Raw genomic sequence first — 23310 nt, 5'->3', positions numbered from 1 at the left:
ACCGGAAGCGGTTCACGGCGGGTGAAATAGCGGCGGTTACTGCTGTTCCAGTTCCGCCAGTATCAGCTCGCGAATCACCGGCACCGGCGCGCTGCCGTAGCTGAGGAATTTCTCGTGAAATGCCTTCAGGCTGAAGTCCTCCCCGAGTTTCCGCTTTATCTCGTCGCGCAGCGCGAGAATATCCATATAGCCGGCGAAGTAGCTGGTCAGCTGCACCTGGCTTAAAGTGGCGCGGCGCCACTTGCCCCTGGCTTCGGCTTCCTGCTGGAAGGCGTCGCGCACCATCAATTCCATGGCCCGGTCCTCGCCTATGCCCTTTACCTGTATCTCGTAGTCGAGAATGGTGTTGGTCACGGTGCGCAGATTCCACTTGTAGTACATCAGCCACAGCTCCGGGGAAAAGTCGCCGTAGCCCGCCTCCAGCATCATGCGCTCGGTGTAGACGGCCCAGCCCTCGATCATGGCGCCGTTGCCGAGAATACTCTTGATCAGGCTCGGCGATTTGTTCGCGTACACCAGCTGGGTGTAGTGGCCGGGGATGGCCTCGTGGATATTCAGTATCTGCATCAGGTAGCTGTTGTACTCGCGCAGGAGGCTTTCGGCGCGCTCGTCGCTGAACTCCTCGATCGGCATCACGTTGTAATAGGTGTTGGCGCCCTTGTCGTAGGGGCCCGGCGCGTTGATCGAGGCCACTGAGAAGCCGCGCATATAGGGCGGTGTGGTGCGCACGACCAGGGGTTTGTCCTTATCCAGGGTCAGCAGGTCGTGCTCGGTGACGAAGGCGGCCAGTTCCGGAATCTGCTTTTCCACTTCCGCCTTGAAGGTCTCTTTGGTGGCGTGGTGCTCGGACAGCTTGTCCAGCACCTTCGAGATCCTGTCGAGCCGGTCCTGCGGCGGCCGCTCGCCGGGGAAATATTTTGGCCACAGTTTGTCCGCCAGTTCGGTCATCTTGTCGTGCAGCCTGGCTTTTTCCTGCAGTGCGCGCTGGTATAGCTCCGCGGCGGTCATGCCGATCTGGATGTCGTATTGGAATTTCTCCTCGTACAGTGCCTCGCCGATGCGGAAGTCCCGGTACTTCTGTGTTTTATCCAGCGTCGCGCGCCTGTCCTGCAGGAAGGCGATGTAGTCCCGAATGGCTTTGCGGGTGTTTTCCAGGCGCTGTGTGAACTGCGCTTTTTCTTCGTCGCCGAGCCCGCTCGCGGCAAGCTTTTGCTGCAGTTCTTCGCCGAACACGCTGAGCGCGCCCTCGTTTTGCTGGATCGCCAGCGCCAGCTGCGGGGCCGCCGGTGTGCGCAGGGATTCCGCGGCGGCCTGGTAGTAGGCCGGCACCTTTTCCATGCGCTTGCTGAAAGTGCGCAGGCGCTCATCCAGCGGTGCATACTCGGTGTTCAATATCAGGGCGAACGCGTGGGAGATGTTGTACTCGGCGGGGTTCCACTGGTGGGACTTGAACTTGGTGATTTCCCACTCGATACGCGACAGGAAGTTTTGTATCAGCGCCAGGTCGCTGCTGGCGTTTGCGTCCAGCTGGCGGCTGTCCAGGTTGGCGAACTTGCGGCTGTAGGTTTGGGCGAAGTTGAGAAGGCGTTTGCGGTAGGCGTCGTCCGGCACCTGCAACTGGTCCGCCACCTTGTAGTAGCCCTCGCGCAGGGCCCAGGATGGGAACAGCTGCCAGAGCTCGGCGACCATCTGCTCGCTGAGCTGTTGAAACGCCTGCTGTTCCGCGGCGCGGGTTTCTGCGGGGGCGCCGACCGGCTCTCGGGGCGTGTTTGCCTTCTCCGGCGCCTGCCGTTCACAGGCGCCGAGGGCCAGCAGCAGTGCCAGTACGGGGATGGTCGATCTCATGGCGGTCCTCGGTGGTGGATATCAGGGGGTTTCAAGGTATCGCAGGCGCGGAGAATGCACAAAGTCGCCGCGCTTCCGGCGGCCGGTGAGTGGCGAATATTCGGCCGGCGATTGCATGTGTCATTTTTAGCACTCTGTCCCATTCGGCGACGGGGAAACCGGATAAAATGCGTTTTTGGCCGGTGTGCTTGTTTCCTCGGGGGGCGGCGGTTAGAGTGGGCCCAGCTCAAAAGTGTCCATAATAAACAAAGATTTTTGAGGACTGACCCATGACCGAACTCGCCCAACAACAATGTGAAGCCTGTCGCGCCGACGCACCGCTGGTAAGTGATGAAGAACTCCCCGAGCTGCTGCGGCAGATCCCCGACTGGACGCCGGTGACCCGCGACGGAATCATGCAGCTTGAGCGTGTGTTCAAGTTCCGCAACTTCAAGCAGGCCCTGGCGTTCACCAACCGCGTTGGAGCCATCGCGGAAGAGGTCGGCCACCACCCCGCGCTGCTGACCGAGTGGGGCAAGGTCACCGTGACCTGGTGGAGCCACGAGGCCAAGGGGTTGCACAAGAACGACTTCATCATGGCCGCGCGCACCGACCAGCAACTCGAGGCGGAATAGCCGGAGATCTCCCTGGCAGCCCGCCTTTTATGGATTGGCGGCCCCGGCGGGATACTCCCCGGCCGGTGGCCGCACTCTTGGGCGCCCCGGGGCGCCGGGACAGGAATAACACGGGACTGCCATGCTAAGAATGAAGCCGACCTGCGAGCGCTGCGGCGCCTCGCTGGGGCTCACCGATCAGGCCTTTATCTGTTCGTTTGAATGCACTTTCTGCCCGCCCTGTGCGGACCAACTGGAGCAGCGCTGCCCCAACTGCCAGGGGCAACTGGCGCCGCGCCCGACCCGCACCCGCTCACCCACCGAGGGCCCGCCGCAACGCTTCAAGGCCAAGCTGGAAAAGCTGCTGCGCTGAGCGCGCCGCTCGGAAACGAAGGAGGCGGGCGTGTCCGAATGTTTTCCCTCCATGCTGTGGCACGGAAACGGTCAGGCTTTCGCCAATTCGGTCAAGACCGAGGTGGTGATGGAGACTTTGTCTCCGTAGCTGAGCCTGTGGCGGCCCTGCTGCCGGCGGCTATTTGCAGGGCCGCCACGGATTTGGCTACGGAGAAATACTTGGCGGCGGTGGGCGGACACAAGGTCCGTTCCAGCCGCTCCAGGTATTCGCGGCACCGACGGCCCCTACAGATCAAGGGGTGCGGACGGCCCACAGCAGGAATTCGCGGTTGCCGTCGCCGCCTCTGATCGGGCTCTCGATATATTCCCTGACTTCCAGCCCGAGCTCCCGGCACAGGCCGGTGATCTTTTCCCGCACCTGCGGATACAGTTTCGCGTCCCGCACCAGGCCGCCCTTGCCGATATGCTCCGGCCCCACCTCGAACTGCGGCTTGACCAGGCTCAGCAGCTGGCCGCCGGGGCGGAGCAGCGGGGGCAGCTGCGGCAGTATCAGTGTCTGCGAGATAAAGGAGACGTCCATCACTATCGCATCGAAGCCGGCGTCTCCGTAGGGGGCTATGTGGGAGGCCTGCAGGTGGCGGGCGTTGACGCCCTCGAACAGCCGCATGCGCGGATCGTCGCGCAACTTTTGCGCCAGCTGGTCGCGCCCCACGTCCACGCCGACCACCAGCTCGGCACCGCGCTGCAGCAGGCAGTCGCTGAAGCCGCCGGTGGAGCAGCCCACGTCCAGCGCGTGCCAGCCGCGCGGATCCAGTCCGGTGTGATCGAGGATCGCCGCCAGCTTCAGGCCGGCGCGGGACACGAAGCGGTCCTCCGGCAGGGGTTCCACTTCGAGCTGCCAGTCCTCGCCCACGGCCTGGCCGGCCTTGTGCGCCAGCTGCCAGCCGCTGCCGGTGTGCAGCCGTACCCGGCCCGCATCCACCAGCTTCTTGGCGTGGGTGCGGGAATTGGCGAGCTGACGTTGTACTAACAGCAGGTCCAGACGGGTCATGAATGGCACTATAGTTCTAAAGATGTGGTGAGGTAAGCGGCTGCCATGCTAACCTCTGGCCCCTGTTCATTGAAGCGCCAGCCTGGTGAATGCAGGCTAATCTTTACAAAGGAGGTCAGTGGTCGATGGCGAAAAGCGTCCTGGGCAAGTTCAAGATCCGCAAGGGAACCGTATTTCAGGCGCCACTGGAAAACGCCTTCGGCCGTTTGGTCACTCCTTTCGAAGAATTTATCCACCGCCAGAGCAGCAGTGGCATATTGCTGATGATCTGTGCCGTGGCGGCGCTGATCATCGCCAACTCCCCGCTTCAGGACGCCTACAAGCACCTGCTGCATATGCCCGTCAGCCTGAACGCCGGTGACTGGGAGTTTTCCCTCAGCCTGCACCACTGGATCAATGACGGCCTGATGGCGATCTTCTTTCTCCTCGTCGGCCTGGAACTCAAACGCGAGTTCCACGTCGGCGAGCTGTCCGATCTGCGGCAGGCGGTACTGCCGGTCATGGCAGCCATCGGCGGCATGGTGGTGCCGGCGCTGATCTACGCCTCGCTGAATGCGGGCACCGAAGGCGAGCGGGGCTGGGGAATCCCGATGGCGACGGATATCGCCTTTGCCGTCGGCTGTATCGCGCTGCTCGGCAACCGCGTGCCCCGCGCGGTGGTGACCTTCCTGGTGGCGCTGGCCATCGTCGACGACCTGGGTGCTATCCTGGTGATTGCCATCTGGTACACCGAGAGCCTGAACCTGTCCGCGCTGATGGCCGCCGGCGCGCTGGTGGTGATTATGTGGCTGCTGAAGGCCGCCGGCGTGCGCCGCTCACCCGCCTATGTGTTTGTTGGCGTACTGCTCTGGTACGAGTTCTACCAGGCCGGCGTCCACGCGACCCTGGCCGGCGTCATCACCGCGATGGCGCTGCCGGCGAAGCCGAAGTACGACCCGGTGGCATTCAGCACCTTCGTGAAGGACGTTATCCGCAGTTTCGACCGCAGTTTCCGTCCCGGCGACAATATCATCGCCAACGATGCGCTGCGCGCGCGGGTCATGGCGCTCGGCAACGGCGTCAACCTGGCGCAGTCGCCGCTGCAGCGTATGGAGACGCGCCTGCATATCCCGGTGGCCTTCCTGGTAGTGCCGATTTTTGCGCTGGCCAACGCCGGCATTCCGATCGACAGCTTCACCAGCACCAGCGCGGTGCTCAATCCGGTGACACTGGGCGTGATCTTGGGCCTGGTGGTGGGCAAGGTGATCGGTATCGTCGGCGCCACCTGGCTGGGTTGGAAGCTGGGGCTCGGCAAGCTGCCCACCGCGGCTACCTTCCACCATATCATCGGCGTGGCGCTGCTCGGCGGTATCGGTTTCACCATGTCCATCTTTATTTCTGAACTGGCGTTTGCCGGCAAGACAGAGCTGCTGGTGCAGGCGAAGGCGGGTGTGTTGCTGGCCTCGGTGATTGCCGGCGTCGCCGGCTTCCTGGTATTGAGCCGGGCGCCGGTATCCGATGAATTCGACATGGCGGATGCGCAGCACCCGGCCGCCGAGGCGGTGGAGGTGCAGGAGGCCGCCGAGCGGGCCGCGACTGAAAAGCGCGACCGCCCCGCTAGCGAAGGCTGAGCGCCACTACCGCAGCGATCGCCACCCAGGCGGAGGCGGCGCACAGTTGCTGCAGCCGCCGCGGGGCTCTGCTGAGGATACCGGAACCGAACACGATACCGGCGCAGAGCCCGAGGAAAATCAAACTGGTGAGGCCGTGGCCCGGGGGCTCGCCAGCGCCGTACAGGAGCGGCGGCCAGAAGGTAATGGCCAGGCACACCAGCAGCGCGGCGGCAAAGGTGACGATACGGAGCCGGTTCACGGCGGTGCCTCCATGGTTTACGAATCGCTCCCCGGCTCGGGCGCCGCTTCGCGGCGGTCCATGTCCTCGGTGATCTCCAGCCACAGCGCGTTGACGATGGCGAAGGCGCAGGCCAGCAGTACACCCAGTATCCAAGCGAAATACCACACGGTTGATTTTCCTCTGTGCCCGCTCAGTAGCTGCTGCGGGAATTCTCCTCGATAAACTCCTTGCTCACCCGCCCCCGCATGCGCCGGTAGCACCAGGCGGTGTACAGCAAAATGATCGGCATGAACACCACCGCCGCCGCGAGCATCAGGCCCAGGGTCAGTTCGCTGGAGGTCGCGTCCCAGAGTGTCAGGCTCATATCGGGGTTGCGCGAGGAGGGCATGATAAACGGGAAGAGGGCGACGGCCGCGGTCAGGATGATGCCTGTCACACAGAGCGCGCTGGCGGCGAACACCAGGTTGTGCTCCCGCCGGCTCAACCACCAGGTGGTCGCGGCGCTCGCGATCGTCAGCAGCGGAATGCACCACAGCGCCGGCAGCCTGTGGAAGTTGGCCTGCCAGCCGCCATTGCCCGTCGCGACCGATTTCATCAGCGGCGTCAGCACCTCGTTGACCGGTTTGCTCTGCACGATATGCAGGCCGTCCACGCCCAGCAGCAGCCAGATACCGGCGAGCAGGAACAGCGCCGTGACAGCGCAGGCGGCGATCTCGGTCGCGGTGCGGGCACGGGCCAGCAGCAGGCCCTGGGTCTTCAGCTGTAGCCAGGCGCCGCCGTGCATCGCCAGCATCGCAACCGCCAGCAGGCCGCAGATCAGCGCAAACGGCGACAGCAGCTGCCAGAAGGTGCCGTGGTAGCTGGGGCGCAGGACCGGGTCCAGTTCAAACGGCAGCCCCAGGAAGAGGTTGCCGAAGGCCACGCCGAAAATCAGCGCCGGCACCAGGCTGCCGATGGTCAGGCCCCAGTCCCAGGCGTCGCGCCAGCGGGGATCCTCGATTTTTGAGCGGTAGTCGAATCCCACCGGGCGCAGCAGCAGCGCCAGCAGCGCGATGACCAGCGCCGCGTAGAGGCCGGAGAAGGCGGCCGCATAGACCATCGGCCAGGCGGCGAAGATGGCGCCGGCGGCGGTGACCAGCCACACCTGGTTGCCCTCCCAGTGGGGGCCGACGGTGTTGATCATCACGCGCCGCTCTATATCGGTGTGGCCGATTACCCGCAGCAGCATACCCACACCCATGTCGAAGCCGTCGGTCAGCGCGAAGCCGATAATCAAAACCCCGATCAGCCCCCACCAGATCAGTTTCAGCGTTTCATAGTCCACGGCTAGCTCCCGGCTTTCTGCGCGGCCAGTTCGAAGTGGTATTTACCGGTACCGAGGCTGGACGGCCCCAGGCGCGTAAAGCGCACCATCAGGTATACCTCCACCACCGCCAGGAAGGTGTAGAAGGCGACGATCGCCGTCAGGCTGCCGATCACCTGGTCGCGGCTGATGGCGGATGCGGATAGGAAGGTGGGCAGTACCTCGGCGATGGACCAGGGCTGGCGACCGTACTCCGCCACTATCCAGCCGCACTCGGCGGCGATCCACGGCAGCGGCAGGGACCAGAGGCAAATACGCAGCAGCGTGCGGCTGGCCGCGGCCCGATGCCGCGCCGACTGGATAAAGGCGGCGGTAAATACCCCCAGCATCAGGAAGCCACAGCCGACCATGACGCGGAAGGTCCAGAAGAGCGGCGCCACCCGCGGTATGGCCCGCTCCGCCGCCATGGCTATCTGTTCGTCGGTGGCATCGGTGACCTCCTGCGTATAGCGCTTCAGCAGCAGCGCGTACCCCATGTCCTCCCAGTACTGGGCGAAGCTGGCGCGGGTGTCCTCGCTGCTGTCGCCGGCGCGCAGCTTCTGCAGCTGCTCGTAGGCGACGATGCCGTTGCGGATGCGGGTCTCGTATTCCGGGATCAGCTTGTCGAAGCCGATCACCGGCTCGTCCAGGGAACGGGTCGCGATCAGGCCCAGTGCCCAGGGAATCTTGATGGCGTAGTGGTTGGTTTTCTGCTCCTGGTCCGGGATCGCGAACAGGGTGAAGGACGCCGGCGGCTTCTGGGTTTCCCACTCCGCCTCTATCGCGGCCAGCTTGGTTTTCTGTACGTCGCCCACCGTATAGCCGCTCTCGTCGCCGAGTACTATGACCGACAGTATCGATGCCAGCCCAAAGCTGGCGGCGATGGCGAAGGAGCGCCGCGCAAAGGGGATATCGCGCTGCTTCAGCAGGTAGTAGGCGGAAATACTCAGCACAAACATGGCGCCGGTGACATAGCCGGCGGCCACCGTGTGCACGAATTTAACCTGTGCCACCGGGTTGAACAGCACGTCGGCGAAGCTGGTGAGCTCCATACGCATGGTTTCGTAATTGAATTCGGCGCCCACCGGGTTCTGCATCCAGCCGTTGGCGATCAGTATCCACAGCGCGGACAGGTTCGAGCCGATGGCCACCAGCCAGGTCACGATCAGATGCTGGACTTTGGTCAGCCGCTCCCAGCCGAAAAAGAACAGGCCGATAAAGGTGGATTCCAGGAAGAAGGCCATCAGGCCCTCGATCGCCAGCGGCACACCGAAAATGTCCCCCACATAGTGGGAGTAGTAGCTCCAGTTGGTGCCGAACTGGAATTCCAGCGTGAGGCCGGTGGTGACGCCGAGGGCGAAGTTGATACCGAACAGCTTGCCCCAAAACTTGGTCATGTCGCGGTATATCTCGCGCCCGGACATCACATAGCAGGATTCCATGATCGCGAGAATAAACGACAGGCCGAGCGTCAGCGGTACGAACAGAAAGTGGTACATGGCCGAGAGGCCGAACTGCAGGCGGGATAGGTTGACAACGGTTTCGTCTATCACTTAACGCTCCTCGTCCGCGCTCGAAGTTGGTTTCGCATCCGCGACCCGCGATTGTTCCCCTGATCCGGCGGCGCCGGTTACTTCCCGCTCGGTGGGGCTGAAGAAGTGGAGCTTGAGCAGGAACAGGATCGCTAGCTTGATCACAAGCACCGCGCCCAGCTCTATCAGCAGGCGCCGATCGCCCAGAGTCATTGCCGGATTCCTTCCGTGAAATTCGTCAATTAACCAGTCTTGCAGGTGATAGCGGCGAATTACAGGGATTCGCCGGGTCGCGGGCAAAAACTGGCGCGGGAGCTTCCCTAGGTGAACTGCTTGACCAGCAGCTGCATGCGCTCGTAGTGGCTGCCTTTCCAGTAGACGCGCAGGCAGTTGCGGCACTGGATGAATTCGTCGAAATAGCGCTCGGTGTTCTCCGGCAGCAGGGATCGGATCTCCTCCTTGCGCACTCTTTGCAGAGCGCCGTTACAGGCGATACAGCGGGAAAAGGGTCTGATACTGCGCTCGAGTTGCAGCCGCCGGATCACCTCCGCCGCCTGCTGGCGCGGCCGGGTGGCGCGCACATAGTAGCCGCGCTGCAACTGCCTGCGCTTCAACAGGCCCAGGTCCCGGGTCAACAGTATGCGCCGCTGCCCGACGGAAATACGCAGTAGCGTGTCGTCGTGATAGTCGCCGCGGAAGAGGCTGTCGAATCCCAGCATGCGCAGATAGCGCGCCAGGCGGCCCAGGTGGCAGTCGAGCACGAAGCGGGTCACCCGCAGCGGGTGCGGGCGCAGGCGGGTGACGCCAGAGACGTCCAGAGACTCGAATACCGGGTAGACGCTGACGCGGTCGCCGTCGCGCAGCCGGTAATCGAAGTCCACCGATTCCCCATTCACCAGGATCAGGTCCACTTCCGTATGCGGCACGCCGATATTCTCTATGGCGTCCTTCACCGAGCCCGGCGGCGCAGTGTCCCGGACGATATCGCGCTGGCGCCTGTGGCGCGGCAGGAAGTCGTTCAGTTCCCGGTAGAAGCGGAAGGTGATGCGGGACGGCATGGCGGGTCAATGGCCGGCAATGTGTATAACCGCTATAGTAGCCGCCGATCCGAGAATCCAACGCGTCTCTCAATCACAACACAATCACAACGACAGCGAATAAGGAACGGGAATCATGCCGGTGCGAGCGATGTCCAGACTGTTATCGGTGGCTGCCATATTGCTGGCCCTCGGGGCCTGCGGCGGCGAGAAAGCGGAAACCGCCGGCGAGGCGGCGGTGGATACAGAGGTTCAGGAACAGGTGCAAGCGGCCGATACCGGGGCGGTGGATATGGATCGGGTGGCGCGGGAATATGTGAAGCTGGTGCTGGAACTGGGCAATCACGACGACAGCTATGTGGATGCCTACTACGGGCCGCAGGCGTGGCGAGACGAGGCGGCGGCGAGCGAGGCGACACCCGCGGCGCTGGCTCAGCGTGCGGCGGAGCTGATGCAGCAGCTGCCGGAGGAGATAGCCGCGGACGGCGCCATCGAAAACCTGCGCGCCCACTACCTGAAGACCCAACTGCGCGCGGTGCACGCCCATGCGCAGAGCCTGGCCGGGGGCGGCGAGCGCAGCTTCGAGCGCGAGGCGCGGCTTCTCTACGACACCCAGCCGCCGAAGCGGGATTTCGCCGAGTTCGAGCCGGTACTCGCCGAGCTGGACGAACTGCTGCCAGGCAGTGAGCCGCTGCACCGGCGGGTGCAGGCGTTCAGGAAGCAGTTCGAAATACCCGCGGACAAGCTCGAAGCCGTGTTCGACGCCGCCATCGATGCCTGTCGCGAGCGCACCAAGCAGTACATCCAGCTGCCGGAGGGCGAAAACTTCGTCCTCGAGTATGTCACCGACAAACCCTGGAGCGGCTACAACTGGTACCAGGGCAAGGCGCAGAGCCTGATCCAGCTCAATACCGAGCTGCCGGTCATGATCGACCGCGCCATCGATCTCGGCTGTCACGAAGGCTACCCGGGCCACCACACCTATAACGCGCTGCTGGAAGACGAACTGGTGAACAAGCGCGGCTGGGTCGAGTACAGCGTCTACCCCCTGTTCAGCCCCCAGTCCCTGATCGCAGAGGGCAGCGCCAACTACGGTATCGACCTGGCGTTTCCCGGCGAGGAGAAAACCCGCTTCGAAAGGGAGGTGCTCTATCCACTCGCGGGCCTGGATCCGGCCAATGCGGAGAAATACGATCGCGTACTGGACCTGATCGCCAAACTGGGCTTCGCCGGCAACGAGATAGCGCGCCAGTATATCGACGGCGAGATAGACGGCGACGAGGTGGTCGAACTCTTTCAAAGGTACACGCTGATGAGCCCGGAGAAGGCCGCGCAGCGCAAGCGCTTTGTGGATGCCTACGGCGCCTACGTCATCAACTACAACTGGGGCAAACAGCTGGTCAGGGAATATGTGGAGGCCGGTGCGGATACGCAGGACGAGCGCTGGCGGCGCTTCGCCAGGCTGCTTTCCTCGCCGCGCCTGCCTTCGTCGCTGAACTGGTAGGAGCTGACCATGGACTACAAGGCCGCCCGCGACTACCTGCTCTCGCGCCCCGAGGCGGTGGAGGATTTCCCCTTCGGCCCGGATGTGGCGGTGTTCAAGATCAAGGGCAAGATGTTCGCCACCCTCGGCGTCGAAGACGGGGTGGCGCGCACCAATCTCAAATGCGACCCGGACGAGGCCCAGGCGCTCCGCGACATATTTCCCGGCGTGCTGCCCGGATACCATATGAACAAGAAGCACTGGAATACCGTGCTGCTGGACGGCAGCGTGCCGGAGTACGAAATAGAGCGGATGATGGACAGGTCCTACGGGCTGGTGGTCAAGGGGCTGCGCAAGGTGGAGCGCGAGGCGCTGGAGTTGGCCTATGGGGCTGATACCATATACCGCTGACAGGCCCCCTATTTGGATTTGGACATTGGTTCAGGAGAGTTTGTGAACGAATTTATAGTCGAAGTAACGGCGCAGAACGCCCAGCAGATATTGATAGAAGAGTCCATGAAGCGCCCGGTGCTGGTGGACTTCTGGGCCGACTGGTGCGAGCCGTGCAAGCAGCTGATGCCGGTATTGGAGAAACTGGCCAACGAATACGCGGGCCAGTTCCTGCTCGCCAAGGTGAATGCAGACAGCGAGCAGATGCTGGCGGCGCAGCTGGGGGTGCGCAGCCTGCCGACGGTGCTGGTGCTGAAAGAGGGCCAGCCGGTGGACGGCTTTGCCGGCGCCCAGCCGGAGAAGCAGATCCGCGAGATGCTCGATAAGTACCTGCCCAAGCCCTGTGATATCAAACTGCAGCAGGCCCAGGCGCTGGTGGCGGAGGGCAAGCTGGACGAGGCGCTGCCGCTGCTGCGCCAGGCCTATGCGGAATCCGAGGAGCGCGCCGACATCGCCAAGCAGCTGGCGGCGGTACTGCTGGAGCAGAATCGGGTGCCGGAGGCGGAAACCGTGCTCGGCAAGATACTGCTGGCCGATCAGGACGGCGACTACCAGAAGCTGATGGCGCAGCTGGAACTGAAGCAGCAGGCCGCGGATTCGCCGGAGATCAAAGCGCTGCAACAGGCTCTGGAACAGAACCCGCAGGACTACGATTCCGCCTACAAGCTGGCGGTGCAGTACAGCCAGGCCAACCGCCACCAGGAGGCGCTGGAATTGCTGCTGGATGTTCTGCGCAAGGATATCAACTTCGCCGACGGCGCGGCCAAGCAGGCCTATCTGGACATCGTCAAGAGCCTCGGCGCCGGCGACCCGTTGGCGGCTCAGTACCAGCGCAAGCTGATGACATTGCTCTACTAGTAGAAGCTGTTTCATAACTACTACACGGGCGCCTGGCGGCGTCCGGCGGTGCTCGGCATCCCCATGTACTACTTGTACACTGCGGTGCCTCCGCTCCGGCGGCCACCACCAGTCACCCGCTCGCTACGGTAACCATTTATGTAGGAGCGGCCCATGGCCGCGATCGATATCCGGAAATACGCTGAACCCTGATCGCGGCCGTGGGCCGCTCCTACAAGGGGCGAGGAGAAACTGTGTACAAACTCTGCGTCTATATTCCCGAATCCCACCTGGAGCCGGTCAAGCGGGCCCTGTTCGCCGCCGGCGCCGGGCGCATCGGCGACTACGACTGCTGTTGCTGGCAGGTGTTGGGCACGGGGCAGTTCCGCCCGCTGGAGGGCAGCCAGCCGTTTATCGGCCAGGCCGGCGAGGTGGAGCGGGTGGCGGAATACCGGGTGGAGATGGTGTGTGCCGACGAACGCGTGGACGCGGTCCTGGCGGCGCTGCGACAGGCCCACCCCTACGAGGAGCCGGCCTTCGATCTGTGGCGGCTGGACGAGCGCTGCAGCCCGGACAAAAAATAGCCCTGCGCCTACAGTTCGTCGAGGGCCCGCTGCCTCTCTATGGCCCGCTCCTGCAGCGCTTTGGCGTCCTCGATCAGCTGCGGTATCCGCTCTGTGGAAATGGTCGTCGGTAACGGCGGGGCTATCACCTCGGGCTCAGTGCCGCCAACGGCTTCGGTCGGCTCGGTTTCCAGCGCCGGCAGTGTGTTCAGTGGCCTGATTTGGTGCCGCTGTACCTCGCGCTCGCGGCCCTCGGGCACCTTGTCCGAGAAGTGCCAGTTGCCATCCGCGTCCCGCCACTTGTAGACACTGTTCCCCTGCTTCTTAGGCGCTTCGCCGCCCGATGTGGTCAGATCCGAGAGCCGCTCCCCGGATGCCCGCCCCCCGGACTCGAGTACCCGCCAGATGCTCTCCGACTGCTGTTTTACGCCGTGCAGGGTCTGCTCCGCCGGCAGCCAGTCGCGGGGCGACATGATCGGCTCGCCGTCCGGTCCCGGCAGAAGCATCGGCAGGCCCGCGCCGACCAGCAGCAGCGTGATCAGCAGGCTGATGTATTTCACAAGAATTCCCTCTCTTTAATTTTCGTGCGGGCCTTGCCCGCTCACAGCTTGCGCTGAATCACGCCGCGGTGCAGCGGAAAGCGGCCCGCCTTGCGGTCCTCGAAATAGTGCACCAGCGTCTGCCGCATGATCGGGAAGGCGATCTCGTCCCACGGGATCTCCTCCTCGCGGAAGAGTTCCACCTCGAGCGACTCCGGCCCCGGGCCGAAATCGGTGTCGGTCAGCTCGCCGCGGTACATCAGGTAGACCTGGTTGATATGCGGAATGTCGTAGACGGTATAGAGGTCGTCCACGCGCAGATTGGCCCGCGCCTCCTCCCAGGATTCGCGCAGTGCACCCTCCTCGCTGGTCTCGCCGTTTTCCATAAAACCGGCCGGCAGGGTCCACAGGCCCAGGCGCGGTTCTATGGCGCGCTTGCACAGCAGCACCCGGTCGTCGAGATAGGGCAGGGTGCCGACGATCACACGCGGATTGATGTAGTGGATGGCGCCGCAGCTGCCGCACAGGTGGCGCGGGCGGTCGTCGCCTTCGGGAATGGAAAAAGTGACGGCATCGCTGCCGCAGTGACTGCAGAATTTCATCGCGCCAGTATACCCGCGGTGGCCCCGAGCGCCAGCGCGCCCTTGAGCCGTGCCTATAGTTGATAAAGGAGTGGCTTTGCGAAGGGCAATGGTTGTACTGCCATGGCGCGTTTTCTTGTGTTCGGGCTGTCGCTGTTTGTGCTGGTCGCCTGCGGGGACAAAGGCGGCGAGCCGTCGGCGCCACCGCCGCCGCCGGTGGAGGTGCTGTCGGTCAGGGAGCAGCCGGTCATTCCCCGCTATGAATATGTCGGCAGGGTCGAGGCCACCGATGAGTACAAGGTGCGCCCGCGGGTGGAGGGCTATATCCAGAGCCGCCATTTCACCGAGGGCGATATGGTGGAAAAAGGCCAGCTGTTGTTCGAAATAGACCCGCGCCCGTTTCTCGCCGCGCTGGACAACCAGCGCGCCAATCTGCACCAGATGGAGGCGGCGCTGCGGGTGGCGGAACGCAACTACCGCCGCGGGCGCCAGTTGGTGGCCAGCGGCGCCATCAGCCAGGTGCAGATGGACGAGTTGATGGGGAATTTCGAGGAGGCGAAGTCCCGCGTCGAGGCGGCGCAGGCGGATGTGGAGAGCGCCGAGCTGAACCTCTCCTACACGGAGATCTTTGCGCCGCTGAGCGGCCGCATCGGCCGCACCGAGTACACCGAGGGCTCGCTGGTCGGCCCTCAGTCGGAGCCGCTCACCACCATCGTCAAGATGGACCCCATCTATGTGCTGTTCGAAGTGCCGGAGGACCGGCTCTTCTCCGTTCAGGTGGAGCAACAGCGGCGCCGCGAGCGGGGCATGGCCCCGGTGCGGCGCGACATCCGCATCGAGCAGCCGGACGGCACCTTCTACCCCCACCGCGGCACCATCGTATTCGTCGACAACCAGATAGACCCGAACACCGGCTCCGTCGCGGTGCGCGCGCGCTTCCCGAATCCGGACCAGCTGCTGGTGCAGGGGCAGTATGCGCGCATCTCGATACGGGTGTTCAGCGGCGCCGACGCGATCAGGCCGCTGGTGCCGCAGTCCGCGGTCATGGAGGACATGCAGGGGCGCTATGTCTATGTGCTGGGCGAGGGCAATGTGGCGGTGAAACGCTACCTGACGCTGGGGCAGCGCGAGGGCGAGTTGTGGGCGGTGCACAAGGGGCTTGAGGCCGGCGAGACGGTGATCGTCAACGGCCTGCAGCGGGTGGTGGCGGACAAGCCGGTAACGCCGCAGAACACGCCGCGCAATCCCTATGATTCGTCGGCACCGGAGCCGCCACCGGCGGAGGGTGAGCCGCCGGTCAGCGCCGCTGACGGCCGCGACGGGGGTTCCGGTGCGGATGACGGACCGCGGTATGGTGGGGCGCGGGATGACAGCAAGTAATCTCTCCCGCCGGCCAGGCGGTGCGGTGCGTCCATGATCAGCGCCTTCTGTATCCGGCGGCCGCGCTTCGCCTTCGTCATCTCGATATTAATTACGCTGGCGGGGCTCCTGTCCATGCCGCTGTTGCCGGTGGCCCAGTTCCCGGAAATCACTCCGGCGACCATCAGCGTGACCACCAGCTATACCGGCGCCAGCGCCGAGGTGATGCGCGACAGTGTGGCGGTGCCGATCGAGTCCCAGATCAACGGCGTGGAGGGCATGGATTACATGTCCTCCACCAGTGGCAACGATGGCTCTTACAGCCTGACGGTCACCTTCAAGTCCGGGATCGACGACGACATAGCGCAGGTCAATGTTCAGAACCGGGTCGAGCAGGCGATGCCGTCGCTGCCGGAAGACGTCAAGCGCAACGGCGTCACGGTCAAAAAACAGTCCAACACCCTGCTGCTGGTGGTCAACCTGTTTTCCCCCGGCGGGACTTTCGACGATCTGTTCCTGAACAACTATGCGGAGGTCTATCTGAAAGACGAGCTGGCGCGGATACCCGGTGTCAGCAACGTGACGATATTCGGCTCGCGCGCCTACGCGATGCGGATCTGGCTCAACCCGGACCGTATGGCGTCGCTGGATGTCACCACCAGCGATGTGATCGGCGCGGTGCAGTCGCAGAACCTGCAGGTGGCCGCGGGCCAGTTGGGATCGCCGCCGATCCAGAAGGACCAGCAGTTCCAGTACAACATCATCGCACAGGGGCGCCTGGTCGATGCGCAGGAGTTCGGCGATATCACCATCCGCGCCAAGCCGGATGGGGCCATGGTGAAAGTCAAGGATGTGGCGCGGGTGGAGCTGGGCAGCCAGTCCTACGCCGCCTACGGCCAGCTGGACAACGAGCCGGCGGCGGTGATCGGCATCTACCAGCTGCCGGATGCCAACGCGCTTCAGGTGGCCGAAGGGATCAAGGCCAAGGTGGCGCAGCTCTCCGAGCGCTTCCCGGACGACCTGGAGGCCGGTGTGCTCTATGACACCACCCTGTTCGTCGAGGCCTCGATGCGGGAGGTGGTTGAGACGCTGATCGTCGCACTGCTTCTGGTGATCGCGGTGGTGTTCGTGTTCCTGCAGGACTGGCGCTCGACACTGGTGCCGGCCATCGCGATACCCGTGTCCCTGATCGGCACCTTCGCGCTGATGCTGGCGCTGGGCATGACCATCAACACCATTACGCTGTTCGCATTGATCCTGGCCATCGGTATCGTCGTGGACGACGCGATCATCGTGGTGGAGAACACGCAGCGGCTGATGGGGGAGGGGCTGCAACCGAAGGAGGCGGCGCTGGAATCCATGCGCGAGGTGACCGGCCCGGTGATCGCGACCACCCTGGTGCTGCTGGCGGTTTTCGTGCCGGTGATGCTGATGCCGGGGCTGACCGGAAAGATGTACCAGCAGTTCGCGATGACCATTTCCTTTGCGGTCATCATCTCGTCCATCAATGCGCTGACTCTGAGCCCGGCGCTCTGCGCCAGTGTGTTGAAAGCGGGGGCGGGCGGCGAGGTGGCTGGGGTCAAGGAAAGCGGCGTCTTCGGTCTCTTCAACAGGATCCTGCATCGGGCGACCCATTTCTATATGGGGCTGGTGCGCTTCTGGGTGGGTGTCCCCCTGCTCGGTATCGCGTCCATCGCCGGCCTGTTCCTGCTCTGCTACTGGCTGTTTACCCATGTGCCCACCGGGTTTATTCCCGATGAGGACCAGGGCACCTTTATGCTGCACGTGCAGCTGCCGGACGGCTCCTCTCTGGAGAGGACCGGCCCGGTGGTGGAGCAGGTAACCGATATTTTGCTGCAGGAACCGGGCATGGCCCATGTGACCGGCGTGCCCGGGTATAACATGCTCTCCGGCAGCGTCGCCTCCAACGCGGCGATGATGTTCGCCATTTTGAAACCCTGGGAGGAGCGCACCGCGAAGGAGGATCACCAGTTCGCGATCATGGCGCGGGTGCAGAAGAAATTCGCGGAGATTCAGAACGCCCAGGTGATGGCCTTCGCGATTCCACCGCTGCCCGGTATCGGCACCGTGGGCGGTTTCGAGTTTGTGCTCGAGGACCTGCAGGGGCGCAGCTCCGCCGAGCTGGCACAGGTGATGTACGGCCTGCTCGGTGCCGCCAACCAGAGCCCGCAGATTGCCCAGGCCTTTACCAGCTTCCAGGCCAGCACGCCGCAGCTGCAGCTGGTCCTGAACAAGGACAAGGCCCATGTACTCGGCGTGCCGCTGCCGGAGGTCTACTCAACGCTGCAGACGCTGCTCGGCGGCTACTACATCAACGACTTCAATCTGTACGGCAAGGTGTTCAAGGTCATGGTGCAGGCGGACGCCCAGTTCCGCGACAAGGAGGAGGATCTGGCCGGTTTCTATGTGCGCGCCAAGAGCGGCGGTCTGGTACCGGTGACCTCGGTGGCGGAAATAACGCCGATGGTCGCACCGCAGAACATCACCCGCTATAACCTGTATAACAGCGTCACCATCAACGGCACGCCGGCGCCGGGTTATTCCAGCGGCCAGGCGATGAACACCATGGCGCAGCTGGCCGCGCAGCTGCCGGAGGGCTACGGCTACGAATGGACCGGATCCAGCCTGCAGGAAATCAGTTCCGGCAATATGGCGCCGATTCTGTTCTCCCTGGCGGTGGTGTTCGTCTACCTGTTCCTGGTGGCGCAATACGAGAGCTGGAGTATTCCGCTGGCGGTGATCCTGTGCGTGCCCATCGCGATCGGTGGCGCCATGTTCGCGGTCTGGGTGACCGGCTCGATCAACAACCTCTACACCCAGATCGGCCTGGTACTGCTGATCGGCATGGCGGCCAAGAGCGCGATACTGATCACAGAGTTCGCGTCGGTGGAACGGGACAGGGGCAAGCCGATCGTCGAGGCCGCAGTCAGCGCCACGCGCCTGCGCTTCCGCGCGGTGCTGATGACCGCCATGTCGTTTATTCTCGGCGTGCTGCCGCTGCTTGTGGCCACTGGCGCCGGTGCGGTGAGCCGGGTGTCTCTGGGGCTCGCGGTGTTCGGCGGTATGCTGGCGGCGAGCCTGTTCGCGACGCTGCTGGTGCCGGTCTACTACGCGCTGGTGCAGGGACTGCGCGAGAGAGTCAAGGGCGGCCACAAGCCGGCACTGGAATCGGCCGAGTAGCGCCGACCCGGCGCGGGGCGGATCGGGTGCGAATCGCTCAAAGAGTGATCTATCGGCGCGGGCGCCCGGATTGTGTATGATGGGATCTGTGTCGCGTGCACAACCGCGAGACATCGAGACAGGTTTTTATGCTGGCGAATATTGAAGAGAAAATTTCCCAATTGCGTGCTGATTTGCAGGGAAGAGTGCCTAGAGGCCCGAATCTGCAGGGGCACGCGGCGGTGCTGCTGGCCCTGACCGACGAGCCGGATCCGCAGGTGGTGCTGACCAAGCGCTCCGCCAACCTGTCCACCCACTCCGGCGAGGTGTCGCTGCCCGGTGGTCGCTGGGACGACACCGACCCGTCGCTGGAATACACCGCGCTGCGCGAGGCGGAGGAGGAAATCGGCCTGCCCGCGGACCAGGTGCGCATGCTCGGCCCCCTGTGGCCGCGCAGCACCCGCTGGCAGGTACACGTGACGCCCTGGCTGGGGGTGATCTCCCCGCAGATTCCGCTCAGGCCGAATCCCGGCGAACTGGACGCCGTTTTCCGCGTGCCCCTGTCTTTTTTTCTGGGCGATCCGCGTATCCGCACGGACCGGATTACCATCGACAGGCGCGCCGTCTATCTGCCCGCCTACCTGTATCGCGGCTATGAGATCTGGGGCTTTACCGCTGGTGTATTGACCGAGTTTCTGGTCAAGATCCTCGGCGCCCCGATCGGTCGCCGCGACGATGTGCCGCTGCGGGCGCTGAGCTAAACGCAGACGGCTGCGAGCTTTCTCCAAAAAACCGAGGTTCGCCCCTGCAATTCCTGCGCCGCGCGCGACAGCGGGGGCGCTATACTATCGCCGATTTTTCCCGAGCCTCGCCATGCCCAGACCCAAATCCACCGTCGCCCTGGACGAAGTCCACTGGGGCGCACTGAAAACCCTGTTTCCCTATCTGTTGGAGTTCAGGCGCGCGGTATTTTTTGCGCTGCTGTGCCTGGTGGGCGCCAAGCTGGCCGGTGTCGGCCTGCCGTTTATCCTCAAGCATATCGTCGACGATCTGGACGCGGCCGGCGGCGCGGCCCAGGCGGTCGCGCTGCCGCTGGGCCTGCTGCTCGCCTACGGCGCGGTGCGCTTTTCCAGCACACTGTTCGGCGAGCTGCGCGATACCATTTTCGGCCGCGTGACCGAGCGCGCCCAGCGCCGCGTGGGCCTGGAGGTATTTCAGCACCTGCACAGGCTGGATATGGATTTCCACCTGAACCGCCGCACCGGCGGCCTGTCGCGGGATATCGAGCGCGGCAACGCCGGCATCGGTTTCCTGATGCGCTTTATGGTCTTCAACATAGTGCCGACGCTGGTGGAAATCGCGATGGTGGCCGGACTCTTGTGGTGGAATTACAGCGTTTCGTTTGCGCTGCTGGTGCTGGGTGCGGTGGTGATCTATATCGGTTTTTCCGTGGTGGCGACCGAGTGGCGCACGCGCTTCGTGCGCGAACTGAACCAGGCGGAGTCCCAGAGCAGCAGCCGCGCGGTGGACAGCCTGCTGAATTACGAGACGGTCAAGTATTTCGGCAACGAGCGGCACGAGGCGGATCACTACGACCGCGAGCTGGCGTTGTGGGAGCAGGCGCGGCGCAAGAACCGCCTGTCGCTGTTCGGCCTCAATGCCGGCCAGGCGCTGATTATCGCCGCCGCCATGTGCGGCGCCATGATCCTGGCCGCGGTCGGCGTCACCAGGGGGCAGATGACCATCGGCGACTTCGTGCTGATCAACGCCTTTATGATGCAGATCTTTATTCCGCTCAATTTCCTCGGCTTCGTCTACCGGGAAATGAAAGGCGCGCTGGCCAATATCGAGAAGATGTTCTCGCTGCTGACGGTGCAGCCGGCGGTGCGGGACCCTGCCGATGCGGCGGAGCTGGAGGTGCGGGAGGGGCGCATCGAACTCGATCGGGTGCACTTCGGCTACCGCGAGGATCGCGAGATTCTCAGGGGCGTCAGCTTTGTGGTGGCGCCGCGGCAGAAGGTCGCCATCGTCGGCGCCAGCGGCGCGGGCAAGTCGACGCTGTTCAAGCTGCTGTTCCGCTTCTACGACGTTTCCGCCGGCTGCATCCTGATCGACGGCCAGGACATCCGCAGTGTCAGCCAGGAATCCCTGCGCCGCGCCATCGGCGTGGTGCCGCAGGATGCGGTGCTGTTCAACCAGTCGATCCTGGAAAACGTGCGCTACGGCCGCGTGGACGCCAGCGACGACGAGGTGATGCAGGCCATCCGCCACGCGCATCTGTACGAGTTCGTGCAGCAGCTGCCGGAGGGCGTGCACACGGTGGTGGGCGAGCGCGGCCTGAAGCTCTCCGGCGGCGAAAAGCAGCGCGTGGCCATAGCCCGCGCCCTGCTCAAGAAGCCGCCGATCATGGTGTTCGACGAGGCCACCTCGTCCCTCGACAGCAAGTCCGAGCGCAGTATCCTGCAGTCGCTACAGGAGATAGCCCGCGAGCAGACCACGCTGGTAATCGCCCACCGGCTTTCCACGGTGGTGGATGCGGATGTGATCCTGGTAATGGAGCAGGGCCGCATCGTCGAGCGCGGTTCCCACGCCGAACTGCTGGCGCAGGGAGGGCACTATGCGGCCCTGTGGCGGATGCAGCAGCAGGAGCGATCCGCCGAGCCTGTGTAGGATGGGCAAGGGAGCGCAGCGACGTGCCCATCCAGCGGTCGTGCCACCCCCGCCTTGATAATTGTTCCGCGGCCATCTAATGTGGCGCCGGAGCAAGTATAACGATAGGCAGAAATTCCTATGGCAATTCCGATGAAACCGACAAAGATCGCCGCCGCACTGCTGGCGCTGGCACTGGTGAGCGGTTGCTCACCCCGCGACAAGCAGGCCGAGACCACCGAACGGGCCGAGGCCGAAGCCCAGATCGTAGAATCGCAGACGGTGCCCGCGCCGGCGGACCAGCCGCTGGAAGACGCCAGCACGCGCTTTGATATCTATGTGCCCGTCGAGCTGAACGCGGATCTGTCGGACCTGACCGACAATCAGCGCCAGATGATCGGCCTGTTGATCGACGCCAGCCAGATTATGGACCGCCTTTTCTGGCTGCAGTCCTACGGCCCGGCGGAAGATCTGCTGTCCAGTATCGAGGACAGCCGCAAGCGCGAATTCGCCAAGATCAACTACGGTCCCTGGGACCGCCTGAACGACAACAAGCCGTTTATCGAAGGCTACGGCCCCAAGCCCCTGGGTGCGAATTTCTATCCGGCGGATATGACCAAGGCCGAATTCGAAGCCTGGGACCAGCCCGGAAAAGACGGCCTCTACTCCCTGGTGCGCCGCAACGACAAGGGTGAACTGGAGCTGATCCCGTACAGCGAGGCCTACAAGGCGGACCTGACCCGCGCCGCGGAGATTCTGCGCGAGGCCGCCAAGCTGGCCGAGGACGAGGAGTTTGGCGGCTATCTGCGCATGCGCGCCGACGCGCTGCTCAGCGACGACTTCCGCCCCAGCGACATGGCCTGGATGGACATGAAGAACAACGAGATCGACGTGGTGATCGGCCCGATCGAAAACTACGAAGACCAGCTGTTCGCCTACCGCACCGCCTATGAATCCTATGTGCTGCTGAAGGACAAGGAGTGGAGCGAAAAGCTGGCCAAATTCGCCGCCTTCCTGCCGGAGCTGCAGCGCGGCCTGCCGGTGGACGACAAGTACAAGGCGGAAGTGCCGGGCACCGACTCCGATCTGAACGCCTACGACGTGCTCTTCTACGCCGGTCACAGCAACGCGGGCTCCAAGACCATCGCCATCAACCTGCCTAACGACGAGGAGGTGCAGCTGGCCAAGGGCACCCGCCGCCTGCAGCTGAAAAACGCGATGCGCGCCAAGTTCGACAAGATACTGGTGCCGATCAGCGAGGTGCTGATCGCAGAGGATCAGCGCAAGCACATCACCTTCCCGGCCTTCTTCGCCAACACCATGTTCCACGAAGTGGCGCACGGCCTCGGCATCAAGAAGACGGTCACCGACGGCACCAATGTGCGTCAGGCGCTGAAGGAGACCTCGTCTGCGCTGGAAGAGGGCAAGGCGGATATCCTCGGCCTGTATATGGTCACCAAGCTGCACGAGAAGGGCGAGCTCGAAGACGGTGAGCTGATGGACAACTATGTCACCTTCCTCGCCAGCATCTTCCGCAGCGTGCGCTTCGGCGCCGCCAGCGCCCACGGCAAGGCGAATATGATGCGCTTCAACTTCTTCAAGGAGCAGGGCGCCTTTACCCGCGACGAAAAGACCGGCCAGTACAGTGTCGATTTCGACAAGATGCAAAAAGCCATGGCCGAACTGTCCAACCTGATTCTGACCATTCAGGGGGACGGCAACTACGAGAAGGCGAAGGCGCTGCTGGAGAGCAAGGGCGTGATCGGCGCCGAGCTGCAGGCGGATCTGAATCGCCTGGCGGAAGCGGATATCCCGGTGGATGTGACCTTTATTCAGGGCAAGGAAGTGCTGGGCCTGAAGTAGCTCCAGTTCATCTTCCGCTAAAAAACAAGCCCGGCCTGCACCGGGTTTGTGTTTGCTGACAAAGTTCGTCAGTTGGAATCGAAGGCAAAGTGCCAGGACGGGTATTTCGAACCGTCGGCGACAGGGATGTCGCCGACGGAGCGTACAGGGACGTATTTACAGCGTTTCGAAATACCCGTCCTGGTGCTTTGCCGCCACGGCCCCCGCCTAGAACGACAA

At 63.6% G+C, this 23310-nt stretch carries 22 protein-coding genes and 1 other RNA gene; 13 read left to right on the top strand and 10 right to left on the bottom strand.

What is annotated here, in order from left to right; translation table 11 throughout:
- Positions 1-36 precede the first annotated feature (36 nt).
- The gene (locus tag ACXAF3_RS10745; protein ID WP_475112295.1) at positions 37-1845 is read right to left on the bottom strand and encodes a DUF885 domain-containing protein; all 1809 of its coding nucleotides are present in this window, start codon (positions 1843-1845) and stop codon (positions 37-39) included.
- A gap of 269 nt (positions 1846-2114) precedes the next feature.
- Here ACXAF3_RS10745 and ACXAF3_RS10740 point away from each other — a divergent pair, with 269 nt between their 5' ends.
- On the top strand, positions 2115-2459 hold the full coding sequence (locus ACXAF3_RS10740; protein ID WP_475112294.1) for a 4a-hydroxytetrahydrobiopterin dehydratase: 345 nt from the start codon (positions 2115-2117) through the stop codon (positions 2457-2459).
- A gap of 121 nt (positions 2460-2580) precedes the next feature.
- Positions 2581-2811: a DUF1272 domain-containing protein gene (locus ACXAF3_RS10735; RefSeq protein ID WP_475112293.1), complete on the top strand. Its 231-nt coding sequence runs from the start codon at positions 2581-2583 to the stop codon at positions 2809-2811.
- Positions 2812-3084: 273 nt separating this feature from the next.
- Here ACXAF3_RS10735 and ACXAF3_RS10730 read toward each other — a convergent pair whose 3' ends face one another.
- Entirely contained in the window at positions 3085-3843 is a 759-nt protein-coding gene (locus tag ACXAF3_RS10730; protein WP_475112292.1) for a TlyA family RNA methyltransferase, read from the bottom strand.
- Between the two features lie 125 nt (positions 3844-3968).
- On the opposite strand from ACXAF3_RS10730, the gene nhaA reads away from it, so the two are divergent.
- On the top strand, positions 3969-5453 hold the full coding sequence (nhaA, locus tag ACXAF3_RS10725; RefSeq protein WP_475112291.1) for a Na+/H+ antiporter NhaA: 1485 nt from the start codon (positions 3969-3971) through the stop codon (positions 5451-5453).
- Here nhaA and ACXAF3_RS10720 read toward each other — a convergent pair.
- The 6 genes from ACXAF3_RS10720 to ACXAF3_RS10695 form a co-directional block, all read right to left on the bottom strand.
- Positions 5440-5694, bottom strand: a complete 255-nt coding sequence (locus tag ACXAF3_RS10720) for a hypothetical protein (protein ID WP_475112290.1) — start codon at positions 5692-5694, stop codon at positions 5440-5442. The genes nhaA and ACXAF3_RS10720 overlap by 14 nt on opposite strands.
- A gap of 17 nt (positions 5695-5711) precedes the next feature.
- Entirely contained in the window at positions 5712-5843 is a 132-nt protein-coding gene (gene cydX / locus ACXAF3_RS10715) for a cytochrome bd-I oxidase subunit CydX (protein ID WP_475112289.1), read from the bottom strand.
- Positions 5844-5866: 23 nt separating this feature from the next.
- Complete coding sequence (cydB, locus tag ACXAF3_RS10710; RefSeq protein ID WP_475112288.1) at positions 5867-7000, bottom strand: cytochrome d ubiquinol oxidase subunit II; 1134 nt, start codon at positions 6998-7000, stop codon at positions 5867-5869.
- A gap of 2 nt (positions 7001-7002) precedes the next feature.
- On the bottom strand, positions 7003-8571 hold the full coding sequence (locus ACXAF3_RS10705) for a cytochrome ubiquinol oxidase subunit I (protein ID WP_475112287.1): 1569 nt from the start codon (positions 8569-8571) through the stop codon (positions 7003-7005).
- Positions 8572-8763 (bottom strand): cytochrome oxidase putative small subunit CydP, encoded by a 192-nt coding sequence (cydP, locus tag ACXAF3_RS10700; RefSeq protein ID WP_475112286.1) that lies wholly within the window; start codon positions 8761-8763, stop codon positions 8572-8574.
- A gap of 107 nt (positions 8764-8870) precedes the next feature.
- On the bottom strand, positions 8871-9608 hold the full coding sequence (locus ACXAF3_RS10695; protein WP_475112285.1) for a Mut7-C RNAse domain-containing protein: 738 nt from the start codon (positions 9606-9608) through the stop codon (positions 8871-8873).
- A 130-nt stretch (positions 9609-9738) separates the two neighbouring features.
- Between ACXAF3_RS10695 and ACXAF3_RS10690 the strand changes: the two genes are divergently transcribed.
- From ACXAF3_RS10690 to ACXAF3_RS10670, 5 genes are all read left to right on the top strand, one after another.
- Entirely contained in the window at positions 9739-11091 is a 1353-nt protein-coding gene (locus ACXAF3_RS10690) for a hypothetical protein (RefSeq protein WP_475112284.1), read from the top strand.
- Positions 11092-11100: 9 nt separating this feature from the next.
- Positions 11101-11481, top strand: a complete 381-nt coding sequence (locus ACXAF3_RS10685) for an MmcQ/YjbR family DNA-binding protein (RefSeq protein ID WP_475112283.1) — start codon at positions 11101-11103, stop codon at positions 11479-11481.
- Between the two features lie 42 nt (positions 11482-11523).
- Positions 11524-12378, top strand: a complete 855-nt coding sequence (gene trxA, locus ACXAF3_RS10680; RefSeq protein ID WP_475112282.1) for a thioredoxin — start codon at positions 11524-11526, stop codon at positions 12376-12378.
- Positions 12379-12441: 63 nt separating this feature from the next.
- A non-coding RNA gene (locus tag ACXAF3_RS10675) (sX9 sRNA) lies at positions 12442-12512 on the top strand.
- Between the two features lie 99 nt (positions 12513-12611).
- On the top strand, positions 12612-12941 hold the full coding sequence (locus tag ACXAF3_RS10670; protein ID WP_475112281.1) for a YqfO family protein: 330 nt from the start codon (positions 12612-12614) through the stop codon (positions 12939-12941).
- An 8-nt stretch (positions 12942-12949) separates the two neighbouring features.
- On the opposite strand, the gene ACXAF3_RS10665 is transcribed toward ACXAF3_RS10670, so the two are convergent.
- Together ACXAF3_RS10665 and ACXAF3_RS10660 are read right to left on the bottom strand one after the other, a co-directional pair.
- A complete protein-coding gene (locus ACXAF3_RS10665) occupies positions 12950-13480 on the bottom strand; it encodes a DUF4124 domain-containing protein (protein ID WP_475112280.1) in 531 nt (176 codons plus the stop codon).
- Between the two features lie 41 nt (positions 13481-13521).
- Positions 13522-14061, bottom strand: a complete 540-nt coding sequence (locus ACXAF3_RS10660; protein WP_475112279.1) for an NUDIX hydrolase — start codon at positions 14059-14061, stop codon at positions 13522-13524.
- A 102-nt stretch (positions 14062-14163) separates the two neighbouring features.
- Between ACXAF3_RS10660 and ACXAF3_RS10655 the strand changes: the two genes are divergently transcribed.
- From ACXAF3_RS10655 to ACXAF3_RS10635, 5 genes are all read left to right on the top strand, one after another.
- The gene (locus tag ACXAF3_RS10655) at positions 14164-15420 is read left to right on the top strand and encodes an efflux RND transporter periplasmic adaptor subunit (protein ID WP_475112278.1); all 1257 of its coding nucleotides are present in this window, start codon (positions 14164-14166) and stop codon (positions 15418-15420) included.
- A gap of 33 nt (positions 15421-15453) precedes the next feature.
- Positions 15454-18600, top strand: coding sequence for an efflux RND transporter permease subunit (locus tag ACXAF3_RS10650; protein WP_475112277.1), 3147 nt, complete (start codon positions 15454-15456; stop codon positions 18598-18600).
- A 185-nt stretch (positions 18601-18785) separates the two neighbouring features.
- Complete coding sequence (locus ACXAF3_RS10645; RefSeq protein ID WP_475112276.1) at positions 18786-19340, top strand: NUDIX hydrolase; 555 nt, start codon at positions 18786-18788, stop codon at positions 19338-19340.
- Between the two features lie 112 nt (positions 19341-19452).
- The gene (locus ACXAF3_RS10640; protein ID WP_475112275.1) at positions 19453-21249 is read left to right on the top strand and encodes an ABCB family ABC transporter ATP-binding protein/permease; all 1797 of its coding nucleotides are present in this window, start codon (positions 19453-19455) and stop codon (positions 21247-21249) included.
- Positions 21250-21381: 132 nt separating this feature from the next.
- A complete protein-coding gene (locus ACXAF3_RS10635) occupies positions 21382-23091 on the top strand; it encodes a dipeptidyl-peptidase 3 family protein (protein ID WP_475112274.1) in 1710 nt (569 codons plus the stop codon).
- Positions 23092-23310: the final 219 nt, after the last annotated feature.

Source organism: Microbulbifer sp. ABF4_143 (assembly GCF_056160225.1).
This window is presented reverse-complemented; position numbering and strand designations above follow the sequence as displayed.